The sequence below is a fragment of the Phenylobacterium sp. genome (assembly GCF_035309685.1).
In the GTDB taxonomy this organism is placed as follows: Bacteria; Pseudomonadota; Alphaproteobacteria; order Caulobacterales; family Caulobacteraceae; genus Phenylobacterium.
This window is the reverse complement of sequence record NZ_DATGEX010000017.1, coordinates 29,562-46,707: the sequence shown is the minus strand read 5'-3', so window position 1 is coordinate 46,707 and position 17,146 is coordinate 29,562. Positions and strand designations below refer to the sequence as shown.

At 68.6% G+C, this 17,146-nt stretch carries 17 protein-coding genes; 4 read left to right on the top strand and 13 right to left on the bottom strand.

Annotated features, from left to right (window positions below; genetic code table 11):
- Positions 1-16: 16 nt before the first annotated feature.
- Positions 17-976 carry a magnesium transporter CorA family protein gene (locus VKQ35_RS05120; RefSeq protein WP_324359198.1) on the bottom strand — a complete coding sequence of 320 codons (960 nt, stop codon included), beginning with the start codon at positions 974-976 and terminating at the stop codon, positions 17-19.
- A gap of 74 nt (positions 977-1,050) precedes the next feature.
- The gene (locus VKQ35_RS05115) at positions 1,051-1,731 is read right to left on the bottom strand and encodes a CHAP domain-containing protein (protein WP_414692310.1); all 681 of its coding nucleotides are present in this window, start codon (positions 1,729-1,731) and stop codon (positions 1,051-1,053) included.
- A gap of 526 nt (positions 1,732-2,257) precedes the next feature.
- Here VKQ35_RS05115 and VKQ35_RS05110 point away from each other — a divergent pair.
- Positions 2,258-2,638, top strand: a complete 381-nt coding sequence (locus VKQ35_RS05110) for an AprI/Inh family metalloprotease inhibitor (RefSeq protein ID WP_324359193.1) — start codon at positions 2,258-2,260, stop codon at positions 2,636-2,638.
- A gap of 3 nt (positions 2,639-2,641) precedes the next feature.
- On the opposite strand, the gene VKQ35_RS05105 is transcribed toward VKQ35_RS05110, so the two are convergent.
- Positions 2,642-4,804, bottom strand: a complete 2,163-nt coding sequence (locus VKQ35_RS05105; protein ID WP_324359191.1) for a primosomal protein N' — start codon at positions 4,802-4,804, stop codon at positions 2,642-2,644.
- 123 nt (positions 4,805-4,927) lie between these two features.
- Between VKQ35_RS05105 and fsa the strand changes: the two genes are divergently transcribed.
- The 3 genes from fsa to VKQ35_RS05090 are packed head-to-tail and all read left to right on the top strand — an operon-like array spanning position 4,928 to position 7,211.
- Positions 4,928-5,581 (top strand): fructose-6-phosphate aldolase, encoded by a 654-nt coding sequence (fsa, locus tag VKQ35_RS05100; RefSeq protein ID WP_324359189.1) that lies wholly within the window; start codon positions 4,928-4,930, stop codon positions 5,579-5,581.
- A 17-nt stretch (positions 5,582-5,598) separates the two neighbouring features.
- Positions 5,599-6,297, top strand: a complete 699-nt coding sequence (locus VKQ35_RS05095) for a DUF484 family protein (RefSeq protein ID WP_324359187.1) — start codon at positions 5,599-5,601, stop codon at positions 6,295-6,297.
- Positions 6,297-7,211 carry a tyrosine recombinase XerC gene (locus tag VKQ35_RS05090; RefSeq protein WP_324359185.1) on the top strand — a complete coding sequence of 305 codons (915 nt, stop codon included), beginning with the start codon at positions 6,297-6,299 and terminating at the stop codon, positions 7,209-7,211. The genes VKQ35_RS05095 and VKQ35_RS05090 overlap by 1 nt, the downstream gene beginning before the upstream one ends.
- Here the strand turns inward: VKQ35_RS05090 and VKQ35_RS05085 are convergent.
- The 10 genes from VKQ35_RS05085 to sucC form a co-directional block, all read right to left on the bottom strand.
- Positions 7,177-7,509: a hypothetical protein gene (locus VKQ35_RS05085; protein ID WP_324359183.1), complete on the bottom strand. Its 333-nt coding sequence runs from the start codon at positions 7,507-7,509 to the stop codon at positions 7,177-7,179. The genes VKQ35_RS05090 and VKQ35_RS05085 overlap by 35 nt on opposite strands.
- Positions 7,506-7,778 carry a hypothetical protein gene (locus VKQ35_RS05080; protein ID WP_324359182.1) on the bottom strand — a complete coding sequence of 91 codons (273 nt, stop codon included), beginning with the start codon at positions 7,776-7,778 and terminating at the stop codon, positions 7,506-7,508. Before VKQ35_RS05080 ends, VKQ35_RS05085 begins: the two co-directional genes overlap by 4 nt.
- Before the next feature lie 73 nt (positions 7,779-7,851).
- The gene (locus VKQ35_RS05075; protein ID WP_324359180.1) at positions 7,852-8,274 is read right to left on the bottom strand and encodes a GNAT family N-acetyltransferase; all 423 of its coding nucleotides are present in this window, start codon (positions 8,272-8,274) and stop codon (positions 7,852-7,854) included.
- Between the two features lie 8 nt (positions 8,275-8,282).
- Positions 8,283-9,692: a dihydrolipoyl dehydrogenase gene (lpdA, locus tag VKQ35_RS05070; protein WP_324359178.1), complete on the bottom strand. Its 1,410-nt coding sequence runs from the start codon at positions 9,690-9,692 to the stop codon at positions 8,283-8,285.
- Positions 9,693-9,814: 122 nt separating this feature from the next.
- The gene (locus VKQ35_RS05065) at positions 9,815-10,039 is read right to left on the bottom strand and encodes a hypothetical protein (protein WP_324359176.1); all 225 of its coding nucleotides are present in this window, start codon (positions 10,037-10,039) and stop codon (positions 9,815-9,817) included.
- A gap of 81 nt (positions 10,040-10,120) precedes the next feature.
- Entirely contained in the window at positions 10,121-11,365 is a 1,245-nt protein-coding gene (gene odhB, locus VKQ35_RS05060; RefSeq protein WP_324359174.1) for a 2-oxoglutarate dehydrogenase complex dihydrolipoyllysine-residue succinyltransferase, read from the bottom strand.
- Between the two features lie 48 nt (positions 11,366-11,413).
- A complete protein-coding gene (locus VKQ35_RS05055; protein ID WP_324359172.1) occupies positions 11,414-14,395 on the bottom strand; it encodes a 2-oxoglutarate dehydrogenase E1 component in 2,982 nt (993 codons plus the stop codon).
- An 88-nt stretch (positions 14,396-14,483) separates the two neighbouring features.
- Entirely contained in the window at positions 14,484-15,362 is an 879-nt protein-coding gene (gene sucD, locus VKQ35_RS05050; RefSeq protein WP_324359170.1) for a succinate--CoA ligase subunit alpha, read from the bottom strand.
- Positions 15,363-15,944, bottom strand: a complete 582-nt coding sequence (locus tag VKQ35_RS05045) for a hypothetical protein (RefSeq protein ID WP_324359168.1) — start codon at positions 15,942-15,944, stop codon at positions 15,363-15,365.
- Complete coding sequence (gene sucC / locus VKQ35_RS05040) at positions 15,941-17,140, bottom strand: ADP-forming succinate--CoA ligase subunit beta (RefSeq protein WP_324359166.1); 1,200 nt, start codon at positions 17,138-17,140, stop codon at positions 15,941-15,943. Before sucC ends, VKQ35_RS05045 begins: the two co-directional genes overlap by 4 nt.
- Between the last annotated feature and the right edge of the window lie 6 nt (positions 17,141-17,146).

The window sequence follows — 17,146 nt, the reverse complement described above, 5'->3', positions numbered from 1 at the left end:
CACGAACCAGGTTATTTCAGAACCAGCCGCGCCGCTTGAACCACAGGACCGGCAGGATCGCCGAAATCGCCATCAGGCTGAGCGCCATCGGATAGCCGAACGGGAAGTCCAGCTCCGGCATGTGCTTGAAATTCATCCCGTAGACGCTGGCCACCAGCGTCGGCGGCATCAGGATCACGGCGGCCACCGAAAAGAACTTGATGATCCCGTTCTGCTCGATGTTGATCAAGCCCAGCGCCGCGTCCAGCAGGAAGGCGATCTGACCCGACTGGGCGTTGGCGTGCTCGGTCAGCGACTGGCCGTCGCGCTGCAGGGCGTGCAGGTGCGCGGCGCACTCATGGTCGGCGGAGATTTCCGGCGCCAGCGCCGCGAAGCTGAACAGGCGCGAGAGGCTGACCAGGCTGTTGCGGGTCAGCGACGTCAGCGACTGGGCCCGCGCCAGGTCGGTCAAGAGGGCCTCGAACTGCGCGCCCTTGGGCCGGGCGAAGATCGCCTGGGAAACGCTCTCCACCTCGGCGCCGGACCGCTCCAAGAGGTCGGCCAACCGCTCGACCACCGCGTCGAGCAGGCCCAGCAGGCAGGAGGAGGCCGAGGCTGCCTCCAGCGACTGCGCCCGCTCGGCGAACAGGTCGAAGGCCTTCAGCTCGTCATAGCGGATGGTCACCAAGAGGCCGGCGGCCAGCACGAAGGTCACCGGCGCATCGGCGCGGCCCTGGCCGTCGTCGCCGCGGCGCGCCAAGAGGCTGGCGGTCATGAAGGTCGCGCCGTGCGCCTGATAGAGGCGGCTGGACGGCTCGATCTCGGCCATCTCCTCCCGCGTCGGCAGCCCCAGGGACAGCGCCGCCTCGACGGCCAGTTCCTCCTCGCGGGTCGGATGGATCAGGTCGAGCCAGAGCGCATCGGCCGGCGGACGCCAGCCGGAATCCGGCGTCACCGCTTCCGGGCGAGCCGCACCACGCCTCAGGATCTTCAGCACACCAGGTCTCCGCCAGGGAGCGTCCCTAGTGGAGCGTCACGCGAATAGCGTCAATTCGATTGGACGGGTCGGCTCTAGTTGCTGCCGCTGTCGCCACGGGCCGCCTTAGCGATCAGGGCGGCGATGCGGTCGGTGGAATCGGCCGCCTGATTGAGCATCGAAAGCGGGCCGCCGCCGGGCCGCACGGCCGAGGCCATCTGGCTGGCCGCCGACTGCGCCATGGCGATGGCGGTGTTCTCGGCGTTGGACAGGCCGCTGGCGGCATAGAGCTTGGCCTTGGCGTCCTGATAGATGAAGCCGTAGGTCTGATAGGTCGATCCGCCCAGATCGCGGCTGGGGTCGTACCAGACCTTCACCTGGCTCCAGTTGCCCTCGGGGGAGACGTCGACCAGGGTCACGTCCTTCTCGACCTTGCCGCGGCCGCCGTCGATCGGCGACCAGTTGGCGTGGGTGATCTGGACGATGCGGTCGGTCAGCACCTCGGAGACCACGGCCACGTGTCCCAGGCGCATGCGCTCGGTGGGCTTGAAGCAGAGCACCGCGCCGGCCTTCGGCTGAAAGCCCACGTCGTACTTGCCGATGGCCTGCTGCCACCAGGTGTAGGCGTCGCCGAAAAGTTGGATGCCGGACACCAGGCGCGCGAAGGGAACGCACTGCCAATAGGTCTCGGCGAACGCTCCCCCAACCGCGGGAACGAGGCTCATAACCGCCGCGACGGCGAGGGAACCCAAAAGGGTTCTCGTCCGCTTAAGCATGTTTGTGAAACTCCCCGAACGCAAACTCGATCATGAGATAACCCTATCCCGCGTAGAGTGAAAAGAGGGTTTAGATTCGCGCGACGGAACGCCGCGCACGGATTATCGCGCGTCAGGCTGAGCCGTAGGGCTGAATAGTTATAAAATCCGAGAGTTGACAAGAAAAATCCTACAATCAATCCCCTCGATTCAAGATATCAATCCCACTCAGCGCGTTCTTACGCCGTAAGATTGTCTATCTAGACGTCCAACGTATTCTGATGATTGTTCTGTCGCATCCATCGAACACTTCGGATCACGCCCCTGTAACGAAATGAAACAAGAGCTCGCCGTCCGTGGCGAGGTCTTCGCCTGCCAAGCGAATTTTTTCGCAGGCGCCCTCACAAGTTCGAGATGCGGGCGCCCGGCGCGCCAATCGCCTGCAAATGCGGCGGAATCGGTCATTTTCGGCCAGGCCGGCGCGGCCCGCGGCGCAACTGCGGACCACGCCCCCGCGTTCAGCCTGCCAGACATTTGGAGAGCCCCTATGAAAGCCTCGATCATCGCCGCCGCCCTGGCCGCGACCGGGTTGCTGGCCGGCGCCGCCGCCGCGCAGACCGGAGACAATGAAGCCGGCGTGCCGCTGACGCCCGCCGAAGCCGCCGGCGTCTGGACCGTGGCGTCGCAGGGCAAGGACCTCTGCGTGCTGACGCTCGGCGCCGCTCACTCGGTGAAGGCGCCCTCGACCTGCAACGAGGTCGTGGGCGGCAATCCGACCGGCTGGCAGCCGACCAAGGACGGCATGCAGCTGATCGGCGCCGGCGGCCAGCAGATGCTCGCCTTCCACCGCTGGAGCAACAGCCTGTTCGTTTCGCACCGCTCCAGCGGCGTGGACATTCAGCTGCGCCGCGGCGGTCCCACAGGCTAGGCCCTACAGGAAGCTGTAGGGATCGATGTCGATGGCCACGCGGATGGCCGCCGGCGGCCGCACCCGCGCGCGCCACGCCGCCATATAGGCCGAGAGGTCCACCGCGCGGTCGGCGCGGACCAGGAAGCGCTTGCGCCGCCGCCCGCGGATCAGGCCCAGCGGCGCGTCGGCCGGTCCATAGACCTCGACGCCCGCCGAATTGGGCGCGGCCTGAGCCATCAGCTGGACGAAGCTCTCCAGCTGCGCCGGGTCGATCCCCGACACCACCACCGCCGCCAGGCGCCCGAACGGCGGCAGGCCGGCGAGCTCGCGCTCCGCCATCTCGGCCTCCACGAAGGCGTCCCGGTCCTGCGCCGCCAGCGCCTGCATCACCGCATGCTCCGGCGCCCAGGTCTGCAAGAGCGCGCGGCCCGGTTTGTCCCGGCGCCCGGCCCGGCCGGTGGCCTGCGCCAGCAGCTGATAGGTCCGCTCCGCCGCGCGCAGGTCGCCGCCGCGCAACCCCAAGTCCGCGTCCACCACGCCCACCAGGGTCAGGTCCGGGAAATTGTGCCCCTTGGCCGCCGCCTGGGTCGCCACCAGGATATCGATCTGGCCAGCCGCCATGGCTTCGATCAGCCGGCGGCCCTCCCGCGCGTCGAAGGCGGTGTCGGAAGAAAAGACCGCCACGCGGGCCTGCGGGAACAGCTCCTTGGCCTCCTCCTCGACCCGCTCGACGCCCGGCCCGATGGAGACCAGCGCGTCGTGCGCGCCGCAGTGCGGGCAGGCCTTGGGCTTGGGCATGGAAAAGCCGGTCAGGTGGCAGACCAGCCGCCCGGAATAGCGGTGCTCGACCAGCCAGGAATCGGTGTCGGGCGCGGTCATCCGCTCGCCGCAGGCCTTGCAGAGCACAAGGGGCGCATAGCCCCGGCGGTTGAGGAACAAGAGCGTCTGTTCGCCCCGGGCGAAGGTCTCGCCCATGGCCTTGATGAGCGCCGGCGACAGCCAGCGGCCGGCGGCCGGCGGGCTTTCCCGCAGATCGATCAGCTCGATATCCGGCAGCTGGGCGTCGCCATGCCGCGCCGAGAGCCGCAGCCACCGGTAGCGGCCCTGCTCGGCGTTGCGCAGGCTCTCCAGCGACGGCGTCGCCGAGGCCAGCACCACCGCGGCATCCTCGATCTTGCCCCGCGCCACCGCCAGGTCGCGGGCGTGATAGATGAAGCCCTCCTCCTGCTTGAAGGAGGCGTCGTGCTCCTCGTCGACGACGATCAGCTTGAGGTTCGAAAACGGCAGGAACAGCGCCGAGCGCGCGCCGACCACGATCCGGCACCGCCCGTTCGCCACCGCTTCCCACACCCTGCGCCGCGCGGGCGGGGCGACGTCGGAGTGCCATTCGCCGGGCTCGGCCCCGAACCGCTCGGCGACGCGGCCGATCACCGCCTGGGTCAGCGCGATCTCCGGCAGCAGGATCAGCACCTGCGCCGTCGGATCGGCGGCGAGCGCCTGGGCGGCGGCCTCCAGATAGACCTCGGTCTTGCCCGAGCCGGTGACCCCGTCCAGCAGGGCGACGCCGTAGCCGCCCTCCGCCAGCATGGCTTTCAGGCCGTCCGCCGCCGCCGCCTGGCTGGGGTTGAGGCTGGCGCCGGCCCGCGCCGGGTCAGGCGGATCGAACGACGCCACCGCCTCGACCAGCGAAACCGCCAGCACGCCCTCGTCGATCAGCCCCTTCACGACGCCCGAGCCCACGCCCGCGGCGCGCGCCAGATCCGGCGGGGTGAGGGCCTGGGCGGCGGCGGCCTCCAGCACCCTAGCCCGCGCGGGCGTCGGACGCGCCGGCTGAGCGCCGGTGAGCGCTGTGATCCGCACCGGCCGGGGCTTTGGCGCGCGGGCGCCGCGTAGCGCGATGGCCAGCGGCTGGCCCGGCCAGTCGACCGAATAGCGCGCCGCCCACTGCACGAACTCCACGGTGCCGGGTGGCAGGCGCGGCTCCTCCAGCAGCGCTTCCAGGGGCTTCAGCGGCCGGTTGCCGCCGGCCGCCTCGCGCAGGCCCACCACCACGCCGCGCAGCAGGCGCGGACCGAGCGGCGCGGCCACCTGGTCGCCCAGCTGCAGGCCCATGCCCTCCGGCTCGGCGTAGTCGAAGGCCTCGGGCAGGGGCATCGGCAAAAGAACGGAGGCGATGCGACTCATCCCAAATCTTTCTCTGCGCGCGGAGCGCAGGGATGGGCTTTTGCGCTTTGCCTCTGGGCGAGTACAAGCCCCACTCTAGGACCTTGCCCCGCGGGCGCGGTCCGCGAACCCAGGATCTCAGCTATGCAACTCTTCCTCGACAGCACCGACGTGGCCGCCATCAAGGACCTCGCCGCCACCGGCCTGGTGGACGGCGTCACCACCAATCCCACCCTGATCGCCAAGTCCGGCCGTCCCATGGCCCAGGTCATCGCCGAAATCTGCGGCGTGGTCGAGGGGCCGGTGAGCGCCGAGGTCGCCGCCCAGGACACCGCCGGCATGCTGGACGAGGGTCGCAAGCTGGCCGGCATCGCGCCCAATGTTGTGGTCAAGGTGCCGCTGACCCGCGACGGCCTGATCGCCTGCCGCGAGTTCGCCCACGAGGGCATCTCCACCAACGTGACGCTGTGCTTCTCCGCCGCCCAGGCCCTGCTGGCCGCCAAATGCGGGGCCAGCTACATCTCGCCCTTCATCGGCCGCCTCGACGACGTCGGCGCCGACGGCATGGACCTGATCGTCGAGATCCGGGCGATCTACGACAACTACGATTTCGACACCGAGATCCTCGCCGCCTCGATCCGCTCGACGGCGCATGTGACCACCGCCGCGCTCGCCGGCGCCGACTGCGCGACCATCCCGCCCGACGTGTTCAACGGCCTCTTCAAGCACCCGTTAACCGAACGGGGCCTTGATCAGTTCATGAAGGACTGGGCCAAGACGGGTCAGTCCATCCTGTAGGCTTCTGAGGCGCTGACATGGACGGGACGCAGGGCGATCTTCTGGAGGCCCGGCTGGAGGGAGTCCGCCTCGAGCCCGGCGCCGTCCGCCGCTTCCTCTCGGACAATCCGGAATTCCTCACCGGCGACGACGGCCTGCTGGGCGAGCTTGGCCTGAAGGTCGCGGGCGGCAATGTCGTGGACTTCGCGCCCGCCGCCATGGCCCGCATCCACGCCGCCCACCAGCAGGAAGCCAGCCAGCGGCAATATCTGGAGGAAACCGCCCAGGCCAATTTCGCCGCCCAGGCCCAGACCCACGGCGCGGTCGTCGACCTTCTGGACGCCCGCAACCACTCCGACCTCGCCCGCCGCGTCGACGAGCTGGCGCAACAGCGCTTCGGCCTCGCCGCCGGGGTCATCGCGCTGGAGACCGAAGGCCTGCCGCCGGCCGGCTGGAAGATGCTGGTCGAGGGCCAGGTGGACATGATCCTGGGCGGGCCGCAGCGGCTGGCCCGCATGGGCTTCGCGCCCACCGCGCTTGGCCTGTTCGGCGAGCGGGCCGAGGGCGTCGCCTCGATGGCCATGGTGCGGATGGCCATGTGGGAGCCGTCGCGCCAGGGCCTGCTGGCCTTCGGCTCCGCCGATCCGGAAGGGTTTACGCAGGACATGGGCGCCGAACTGGTCGCCTTCCTCGCCCGCGTGGTCGAGCGCACCGCCGAGCGCTGGCCGATTCTCTGATGACCGCGAAAGAGGCCCTGGCGCTCTGGCTGGAGCACCTGGCCCACGAGCGCCGCGCGTCGCCGCGCACGCTGGAGGCCTACGGCTTCGCCGCGCGCCGCTACATCGCCTTCCTGGAACAGCATCGCGGCGAGGCGATCTCGCTCGCCGACCTGGGCGGGATGACCGCCGGCGAGGTGCGCGCCTGGCTGGCCCACCTGCGCCAGGGGGACAGGCCGCTGTCGCCCCGTTCGCTCAGCCAGGCGCTGTCGGCGATCCGCAGCTTCCACGGCTTCCTCGACCGGCGCCTGAACACCCCCAACGCGGCCATCGCGCTGGTCCGGGGGCCGAAGGTGAAGCCCGGCGCGCCCCGGCCGGTCAGCGAGGACCAGGCGCGGGGCATGCTGGCCGAACCCGGCCTCGACCCCGACCGCGAGGACTGGGAGGCCGCCCGCGACGAGGCGGTGCTGACGCTGCTTTACGGCTGCGGCCTGCGGATCTCCGAGGCGCTGTCGCTGAAGCGTTCAGACGCACCGTTCCCCGAGAGCCTGCGCATCCTCGGCAAAGGGTCCAAGACCCGCATCGTCCCGGTCCTGCCGGCCGTGCGCGAGGCCACGCAGGCCTATCTCGCCGAAATGCCCTTCGCGCTCGGTCCCGACGAGCCGCTGTTCCGCGCCAAGCGCGGCGGGCCCCTAAGCCCTCGCCACGTCCAGGCGACGGTCCAGACCCTGCGCGGGCGCCTGGGCCTGCCGCCCAGCGCAACGCCGCATGCCCTGCGCCACAGCTTCGCCACGCACCTTCTGGGCGCCGGCGCCGACCTGCGCTCGATTCAGGAATTGCTCGGCCACGCCTCGCTGACCACGACCCAACGCTACACCCAGGTCGACGCGACGGCCCTGCTCAGCGCCTATTCGAAGGCGCATCCTCACGCTTGATCGCCGTTGAGACCGCCTGCGTCGTCACCGACGGCGTCGCGGGGTTCGGGTCGTCCGGTTTCACATTCCCCCAGAGCACGGTGATGACGCGGCAGCCGTCTATTTGGCGGTCGACGGCATAGATCACCCCGCCCGGTGGAAGCTCGGCGAGCTTGTGCGGCAGGACCTTGCCGTCGCGGTCCACCACCCGGTAGGGTTGGTCCCTGCAGCGGTCGGGAACCTGGAAAAGGTTCGGCGTGCGCTCGGTCCGTGGCGGGCCGCCGATCGTCGCGGCGGCGAAAAGTGCGGCGAGGATCATTTCGCGTCCTCCACCCAGCACGAGACGCCGTCGGGATAGTCGGCCCAATTCTTCAGAGGCTTTGGCGGCCGGTCGCCCTGGCGGTAGAGGGCGATGGGCTGGGCGAACGACACCTCCAGACGGCCGAGATCGTTGCGGCAGGCCGCTTTGCGGGGCAGCTGCCTGATGATCTCGGACGAGCGTGGCGGGGCCGGGGCGGCGAACGCCTGCAGGTTCGGATTGCTCGGGACCATCCCGACGATCTGCGAGGCGAGGAGGAGGGCGATCATGGCGCTTATCTCCGGGTCTTCGGCGAATTGGCCCGCAGAGTCTCACCGCGGCGTGGCGGCGACAAGTTAACTCTCAGGCCGGCCGCACCAGCCGCAGCCAGTCGATGTCCGAGCCCGGGTCGCGCCCGCGTTCGGTGCAGCGGAAGCCCTCGCGGCCGTAGAAGGCCTGGGCGCGGAGGTTGGGCGCCTGGACCTTCAGCGACAGGGGTCCGTCGGCGACCGACGCCACGTGGTCGAGCAGCGCCTTGCCCACGCCGCCGCCGCGCGCGTCCACATAGAGCGAGTGCAGGAAATTCTGCGGGCGGAAGAAGGCGGCCAGGCCGAGCACACACCCGCCGTCGACGGCGACATAGATCTCCTCCTCCTTGGCCGCGCGCAGGAAATCCTCGCGACGGTGCCGCGCGGGCGGCAGCCAGGTGAAGGTCTCCGACAGCACCCGCACATAGAGGTCCGCGCAGGCGCCGAGCTCATCGGACCTGGCGCGGCGGATCTCCATCGGAGGATTCAGGCCTGCATCGTCCACCCCTCGACGCCCATGGCCGCCTGGCGCAGCGCCTCGGAGCGTGTGGGGTGCGGGTGGCAGGTGCGTGCGACGTCCTCGCTGGCGGCGCGGAACTCCATGGCCACGCAGTATTCGCCGACCATCTCGGAGACGCTGGGCCCGATCAGGTGGGCGCCCAGCACCTCGTCGGTGGCGGCGTCGGCCAGGACCTTCACGAAGCCCTCGGTCTCGTGGTTGATCTTGGCGCGGCTGTTGGCGGTGAAGGGGAACTTGCCGGCCTTGTAGGCGCGGCCCTCGGCCTTCAGCTCCTCCTCGGTCTTGCCGACCCAGGCGACCTCCGGGGTCGTGTAGACCACGCTTGGGATGATCCCATAGGCCACGTGCCCCGCCTTGCCGGCGATGGTCTCGATGCAGGCCACCGCCTCGTCCTCGGCTTTGTGCGCCAGCATCGGGCCGTGGGTGACGTCGCCGATGGCCCAGACGCCGGGCGCCGAGGTCTTCCAGTGGTCGGTCTCGATGAAGCCGCGCTTGTCGGGCGCGATCCCGACGCTCTCAAGGCCGAGCCCGTCGGTGTAGGGCTTCCGCCCGATGGCCAGCAGGACGTAGTCCGCCTCGATGGTCTCGGCCGCGCCGCCGGCCACCGGCTCGACGGTGACGCTGACGCCCTTCTTGCCCGCCTTGGCGCCGGTGACCTTGCTGGAGAGCTTGAAGACCATGCCCTGCTTGGTCAGCGACCGCTGGAAGGTCTTGGCGACCTCGGCGTCCATGCCGGGCGTGATGCGGTCGAGGAATTCGATGACCGTCACCTGCGCGCCCAGCCTGCGCCACACCGAGCCCAGCTCCAGGCCGATGATGCCCGCCCCGATCACCACCAGGCTCTTGGGAACCTCCGGCAGCGATAGCGCGCCGGTGGAATCGACGATCCGCTTCTGGTCCACCTCGACGCCCGCCAGGCCGGACGGCAGCGAGCCGGTGGCGATGACGATGTTCTTCGCCTCGTGGGTCGCGACAGCGCCATCGGGGCCGGTGACCTCGACCTTGCCGGGTCCGGCGATCTTGCCGGTCCCGCGCAGCCATTCGACCTTGTTCTTCTTGAACAGGAACTCGATGCCCTTGGTCAGCTGGCCGACCGAGGTCGCCTTCTGGGCCATCATCTGAGTGAGGTTCAGCTTCGGCGCGACCTCGATGCCGAGCTCGGCGAAATGGTTGGCCGCGGCGTCGTACATCTCCGAGGCGTGCAGCAGGGCCTTGGACGGCATGCAGCCGACGTTCAGACAGGTGCCGCCGAGCGTCGCGCCGCCATCGATCCCCTTGTCGACGCAGGCGACCTTCAGCCCCAGCTGGCCCGCGCGGATGGCGGCGTTGTAGCCGCCGGGGCCGCCGCCGATGATGATGACGTCATACTGAGCCATGGAGAGAGCGCCTGCTTCAAAAGTGCGGGCTCAGATATAGGCATTTCGGCCGCGAAGCGAGGCCGCAGGGGCGCTTTCTACCTCTGTCTCGACGCCCGCCGCCGGCGGACGCTCAGACGGTCCTAGTGCGGGCTGGGCTCCGCCACCGCCGTCGGCGGGTTGGGCGCGTCGCCGCTGCCGGGCGGACCCTTGGTCGTCGTGCTGCTGTTCGCGCCGGTGATGGCGGGCGCGACGGCGGTCGAGCCGGAGTGCTGCGAGCCGTCCATCCAGCTGCTGCAGGCCGCCAGCGTCAGGACGGCGGCCGCGACGCCGGCGAGGCGCGTGCCGGCGATCAGGTCATGTCTCATCGGAGGGTCCTCCAGGTGGGTCCGGACCAGCAAAACCCTGTCCAGGCGTCGCCGTTCCCGGAAACCCCGCCCGGAAGGCGCCTAGAGATCGAGCAGCAGGCGCTGCGGCTCCTCGATGGCTTCCTTCACGTGCACCAGGAAGGTCACCGCGCCCTGGCCGTCGACCACGCGGTGATCGTAGCTCAGCGCCAGGTACATCATCGGACGGATCACCACCTGGCCGCCGATGGCCATGGGGCGCTCCTGTATCTTGTGCATGCCGAGAATCCCCGACTGCGGCGCGTTCAGGATCGGCGTCGACATCAGCGAGCCATAGACCCCGCCGTTGGAGATGGTGAAGGTGCCGCCCTGCATGTCCTCGATGGCCAGCTGGCCGTCGCGGGCTTTTTTGCCCAGCGCCCCGATGGCCTTTTCGATATCGGCCAGGCTCATGGCGTCGGCGTCACGCACCACCGGGACCACCAGGCCCTTCTCGGTGCCGACCGCGACGCCGATGTCGTAGTGGTTCTTGTAGATCAGGTCCTGGCCGTCGATCTCGGCGTTGACGTCCGGCACCATCTTCAGCGCGTGGGTCACCGCGCGGACGAAGAAGCTCATGAAGCCGAGCTTCACCCCGTGGGTCTTCTCGAAGGCGTCCTTGTAGGTCGCCCGCATGGCCATCACCGCGGTCATGTCCACCTCGTTGAAGGTGGTCAGCATGGCGGCGTTGTTCTGGGCTTCCTTCAGGCGGCGCGCGATGGTCTGGCGCAGGCGCGTCATCCGCACCCGCTCCTCGCGCTCGTGCACCGCGCGGACCGGCGCGGGACCGGCGGGCGCCGGGGCCGGGGCGTTGGCGCGGGCGTCCAGCGCGGCCAGCGCATCGCCCTTGGTGATCCGGCCGTCCTTGCCGGTGCCGGCGATGGCGGAGGCGTCGAGCTTGTTCTCGGCCACCACGCGCTGCGCCGAGGGCGCCAGCACCGGCTCGGCGGCAGTCTTGGCGGCCGGGGCCGGAGCGGGCGCAGGTTCAGCCGCCTTCGCGGGCGCCGGCGCGGGCGTTTCGGCCTTGGCCGGGGCCGGCGCCGCGGCGGGCGCGGCCGCCTTGGGTGCGGCGGCGCCTTCGGTGATCTTGCCCAGGATCGCGCCCGGCTCAACGGTCGCGCCTTCCTCGAAGGCGATCTCGCTCAGCACCCCGTCCGACGGGGCGGCCACTTCCAGGCTCACCTTGTCGGTTTCCAGTTCGACCAGGATCTCATCCTTGCGGACCGCATCGCCGGCCTTCTTGGCCCAGCGCGCCACCGTGGCTTCGGTGACGGACTCGCCCAGCGCTGGCGTCATGATGTCGGCCATAGGGGATGCGCTCCTTAGATTCTCAAAAACTCAGACGAACTTGACGGATCAGGCGAAGGCTTCGGTGAGGAAGGCTTCGAGTTCTTTCAGGTGCCGCGCCATCAGGCCGGCCGCGGTCGAGGCCGAGGCCGGACGGCCGACGTAGCGGGCGCGCTTGGCCTTGATGTTCAGCCGGTCCAGCGTCAGCTCCAGCCAGGGGTCGACGAAGGTCCAGCCGCCCATGTTCTTCGGCTCTTCCTGGCACCAGACAAGGTCGGCGTTCTTGAACCGCTTCAGCACGCTGGAGATCGACTTCAGCGGCCACGGATAGAACTGCTCCAGCCGCAGCACATAGACGTCGTCGCGGCCCAGCTTGGCCCGCTGGTCGGTGATGTCGAAATAGACCTTGCCGGAGCAGATGATCACCCGGGTGATCTTGTCGTCGGGCTGCAGCACGATCCCGCCGACGTCGGCGCCGGCCTCGGCCCCGTCGATCATCACCCGGTGGAAGCTGGTGCCCTCGGCCAGGTCGGAGAGGTTGGAGACCGCGCGCTTGTTCCTGAGCAGCGACTTGGGCGTCATGACGATCAGGGGCTTGCGGAACTCGCGGATCATCTGGCGGCGCAGGACGTGGAAATAGTTGGCCGGGGTCGAACAGTTGACCACCTGCATATTGTCTTCCGCGCAGCTCTGCAGGAAGCGCTCGAGGCGCGCCGAGGAGTGCTCGGGGCCCTGGCCTTCGTAGCCGTGCGGCAGCAGCATCACGAGCCCGCTCATCCGCAGCCACTTGCGCTCGCCCGACGAGATGAACTGGTCGATGACCACCTGGGCGCCGTTCACGAAGTCGCCGAACTGGGCTTCCCACATGTCCAGCGTATTGGGGTCGGTCAGCGAGAAGCCGTACTCGAAGCCCAGCACCGCCTCCTCCGACAGCGCCGAGTTCAAGACCTCGAAGTGCGCCTGGTTGGGGCCGAGGTTGCGCAGCGGGAAATAGGTCTCTTCGGTCGTCTGGTCGATGATGCCGGCGTGGCGCTGGGTGAAGGTGCCGCGGATCGAGTCCTGGCCCGACAGGCGCACCGGGTAGCCCTGGTCGAGCAGGGTGGCGAAGGCTAGGTGCTCGGCGGTCGACCAGTCCAGGCCCTCGCCCTTTTCGATCGCCTCGCGGCGACCGGCGATCACCCGGTCGACCGTCTTGTGGACGCTGATCCGGTCGGGGACGGTGGTGATCTTCTGGCCCAGATCGAGGAGCTTCTGCTTCGGAACCCCGGTGACGCCGCTCTCTTCGGAGCCCGGCAGTTTCAGGCCCGACCACTTGCCGTCCAGCCAGTCGGCCTTGTCGGCGTGGTAGGTCTTGCCGCTGTCGAACTCGGCGTCGAGGAACTTGTCGAAGTCGGCGATCCAGCCGTCGACCTCGGCCTGTGTCGCCGTTCCCTCGCTCACCAGGCGCTTGGCGTAGAGGTCGCGGACCGTCGGGTGGTCCTTGATCTTCGCGTACATCAAGGGCTGGGTCATCGTCGGGTCGTCGCCCTCGTTGTGACCGAACCGGCGGTAGCAGAACATGTCGACCACCACGTCCTTGCCGAACTGCTGGCGGTACTCGGTGGCGACCTTGGCGGCGAACACCACCGCTTCCGGATCGTCGCCGTTGGCGTGGAAGATCGGGGCCTCGACCATCAGGGCCACGTCCGACGGATAGGGCGAGGAGCGGGAATTCTTCGGGCTGGTGGTGAAGCCGATCTGGTTGTTGACGATGAAGTGGACCGAGCCGCCGACGCCATAGCCGCGCAGTTGCGAGAGCGCGAAGCACTCGGCCACCACGCCCTGGCCGGCGAAGGCCGCGTCGCCGTGCATCAGCAGCGGCAGCACATGGCCGCGCCCGGCGCTGGCGTTGGCGCGCAGCGTGAAGGCCTGCTTGGCGCGCGCCTTGCCGATCACCACCGGGTTGACGATTTCGAGGTGGCTGGGGTTGGCGGTCAGCGACAGATGGACGGAGTTGCCGTCGAAGGCGCGGTCGGAGCTGGCGCCCAGGTGGTACTTCACGTCGCCCGAACCCTCGACGTCGGAGGGGAGCGACGAGCCGCCCTGGAACTCGTGGAAGATCACCTGATAGGGCTTGCCCATCACCGCGGCGAGCACGTTCAGGCGGCCGCGGTGCGGCATGCCGATGATGATGTCCTTCACGCCCAGCGCGCCGCCGCGCTTGATGATCTGCTCCAGGGCCGGCACCAGGCTCTCGCCGCCGTCCAGGCCGAAGCGCTTGGTGCCGGGGAAGCGGCGGTGCAGGAACTTCTCGAAGCCCTCGGTCTCGATCAGCTTCTTCAGGATGGCGACCTTGCCCTCCTTGGTGAAGACGATCTCCTTGTCACGGCCCTCGATGCGGGCCTGCAGCCAGCCCTTCTCCTTGGGGTCGGAGATGTGCATGTACTGCACGCCGACATTGCCGCAGTAGGTGCGCCTAACGATCTCCAGGATCTCGCGGATCGTCGCGGTCTCCAGGCCCAGCACGAAGTCCAGGAAGATCGGCCGGTCGTAGTCGGCGTCCGAGAAGCCGTAGGTCGCGGGATCCAGTTCGGAGGCGTCGCCGGGCGTGGTGGCGATGCCCAGGGGATCGAGATTGGCCTTCAGGTGGCCGCGCATCCGATAGGCGCGGATCATCATGATGGCGCGCAGGGAATCCAGCGTCGCGGCGCGGACGGCGTCGGTGGAGGGCGCGGGGCCGGAGGGCGCGGCGGCCGCGGGCGCGGCGGCGCGTTCGGCGATCTTGGCGCCGAGCTTGGCTTCCACCGCCGGCCACATGCCGTCGAGCGCCGAGAGCCAGTCGGGACGGGCGGGCGGGGCGGCGCGCTGGATCCAGGCGGGGTCGGCCGCGGCGCGCGTCACATCGCCCGCGGCGTCGTGCAGCGAGGCGAAGAAGGCGCGCCACGAGGCTTCGACCGAATTCGGGTCGGCCGACCACTGCGCATAGAGGTCTTCCACGAAGGCCGCGTTGCCGCCGTAGAGGAAGGAGGTCTCCGACAAGACCTCGTTGATCAGACCTGCATCGTCCGCCATGTCGTCCGCATTCCCTTAAGCGGGGACCGCGGAGCTTCTAGGAAAAGGAGCCGAGCGCGGACCGCTCTACTTACGTCTAGTTACCGGCTTAAGCCCCTTTAAGGACCTCAAGAAGGGTTTCACCGAGTTTCGCCGGCGATGGGGAGACACGGATGCCCGCAGCCTCCATCGCGGCGATCTTGTCCTCGGCTCCGCCCTTGCCGCCGGAGATGATCGCGCCCGCGTGACCCATGCGCCGTCCAGGCGGCGCGGTGCGTCCCGCGATGAAGCCGACCATAGGCTTCTTGGTCGGTGAATTCTTGATGAATTCCGCCGCATCTTCCTCGCCCGCGCCGCCGATCTCGCCGATCATGATGATCGACTCGGTCTCCGGGTCCTTCAGGAACAGGTCGAGCATGGCGATGAACTCGGTGCCCTTCACCGGGTCGCCGCCGATGCCCACGGCCGTCGTCTGGCCGAGGCCCACCTGAGTGGTCTGGAACACGGCCTCATAGGTAAGGGTGCCGGAGCGGGAAACCACCCCCACCGAGCCCTTCTTGAAGATGTTGCCCGGCATGATGCCTATTTTGCATTCATTGGGGGTCAGCACGCCCGGGCAATTGGGTCCGATCAGCCTGGATTTCGAGCCGTCCAGGGCGCGGCGCACCTTGACCATGTCCGACACCGGGATGCCCTCGGTGATGCAGATGATCAGCGGGATCTCCGCGTCGATGGCTTCCAGGATGGAGTCCGCGGCGAAGGCCGGCGGGACGTAGATCGCCGAGGCGTCCACCCGCTCGTTCTTCACGATCTCGGCGACGGTGTTGAACACCGGCAGGCCGATGTGGGTCGTGCCGCCCTTGCCCGGGGTCACCCCGCCCAGCATCTTGGTGCCGTAGGCGATGGCCTGCTCCGAGTGGAACGTGCCCTGCGCGCCGGTGAAGCCCTGGCAGATGACCCGGGTGTCTTTGTTGATCAGGATCGACATTCAGTTCGGGCTCATTTTGGTGGTCGCGATCATGCCAATCGCCACAAACGGACCGAGGCCTTGTGTAAACAGGACCTTCGCTCCCTCGGCTGAAGACGTTTGAAGCTCGTCCGACGACAAAGCCTTGCGGCCACCTCGCCCGTCTCGCCATGCGTAAGCCGTCGCGCCAGGAACAAGGCCGGAGGTTTCGGGGACCGCGGCATAGGTCGACGCGTCAGTTTTGACACTCTGCGCGTCGCCTTGGACGATAGTGGCACAAAAATCCGCGCCGAAAGGGAAGCCTTCAGCGATCTTTGCGGCATGTCCAACGACGACCGCGGCCTTGATAGAGGCGGGGGAATTCAGATCGCCATCGACCCAACCATCAACGTCCGAAGGCTGGCCGACAAAAGTCGGAAACGTGGCGAGCTTCTCCCTCGGAATGGCGCTCCACTTACGAGAGTCCGCTGCGGCCAGGACGCCGGCTTTGGAACCAGCAGTATCCAGGCAAACGGCCTTGAAAGTCTCAAAGCCGGTCTCTGCCCGCGCAGCTGCAGGCGCGATCACGACCAAGACTGCCAGGGCGGCGAGGCTCAGCTTCACGCAGCGCCCCGCACGGCCTTGACGATCTTCTCGGCGCCGTCCGAGAGGTCGTTGGCGGCGATGACGTTCAGGCCGCTCTCGTTGATGATCTTCTTGCCGAGCTCGGCGTTGGTGCCTTCCAGGCGCACCACCAGCGGGACCTTCAGCCCCACCTGCTTCACGGCCGCGACGACGCCCATGGCCAGGATATCGCAGCGGGCGATGCCGCCGAAGATGTTGACCAGGATGCCCTTCACGTTCGGGTCGGCGATGATGATCTTGAAGGCCGCGGTGACCTTGGCCTCGTCGGCGCCGCCGCCGACGTCGAGGAAGTTGGCGGGCTCGGCGCCATAGAGCTTGATGATGTCCATGGTCGCCATGGCCAGGCCCGCGCCGTTGACCATGCAGCCGATCTCGCCGTCGAGCGCGATGTAGGAGAGGTCGTACTTCGAGGCCTCGATCTCCTTGGGGTCCTCCTCGCTCTCGTCGCGCAGCGCCTTGATATCCGGGTGGCGGAACAGCGCGTTGTCGTCGAAGGAGACCTTGGCGTCGAGGACGCGGAGCTGGTCATCGGCGGTGACGATCAGCGGGTTCACTTCCAGCATCGCCATGTCCTTGGCGACGAAGGCTTCGTAGAGCTGGCCGAGGAGCTTGCCGGCCTGCTTGGTCAGGTCGCCGGTCAGGCCCAGCGCCGCGGCCAGCTTCAGGCCATGGAAGCCGCGCACCCCGGTCACCGGGTCGATGGAGAAACTCACGATTTTCTCGGGAGTCGATTGCGCGACCTCCTCGATGTCCATGCCGCCTTCGGTGGAGGCCACGACCGAGACCCGGCTCGTCTCGCGGTCGACCAGCAGCGAGAGGTAGAGCTCGCGGGCGATGGCGGCGCCTTCCTCGATGTAGAGGCGGTTGACCTGTTTGCCCTTGGGCCCGGTCTGGTGGGTCACCAGCACCCGGCCCAGCATCTCGGCGGCGTTGGCGGTGACGTCGGCCACCGACTTGACCACCCGGACCCCGCCCTTGGCGTCGGGGCCGAGGCCCTCGAAGCGGCCCTTGCCGCGCCCGCCGGCGTGGATCTGCGATTTCACCACGAAGACCGGACCCCCCAGCTTCTCGGCGGCGGCGGTGGCCTCGGCGACGGTGAAGGCCGCGAAGCCTTTCGGGACCGCCACGCCGAACTCGGCGAGGACGGCCTTGGCTTGGTGTTCGTGGATGTTCATGAGGCT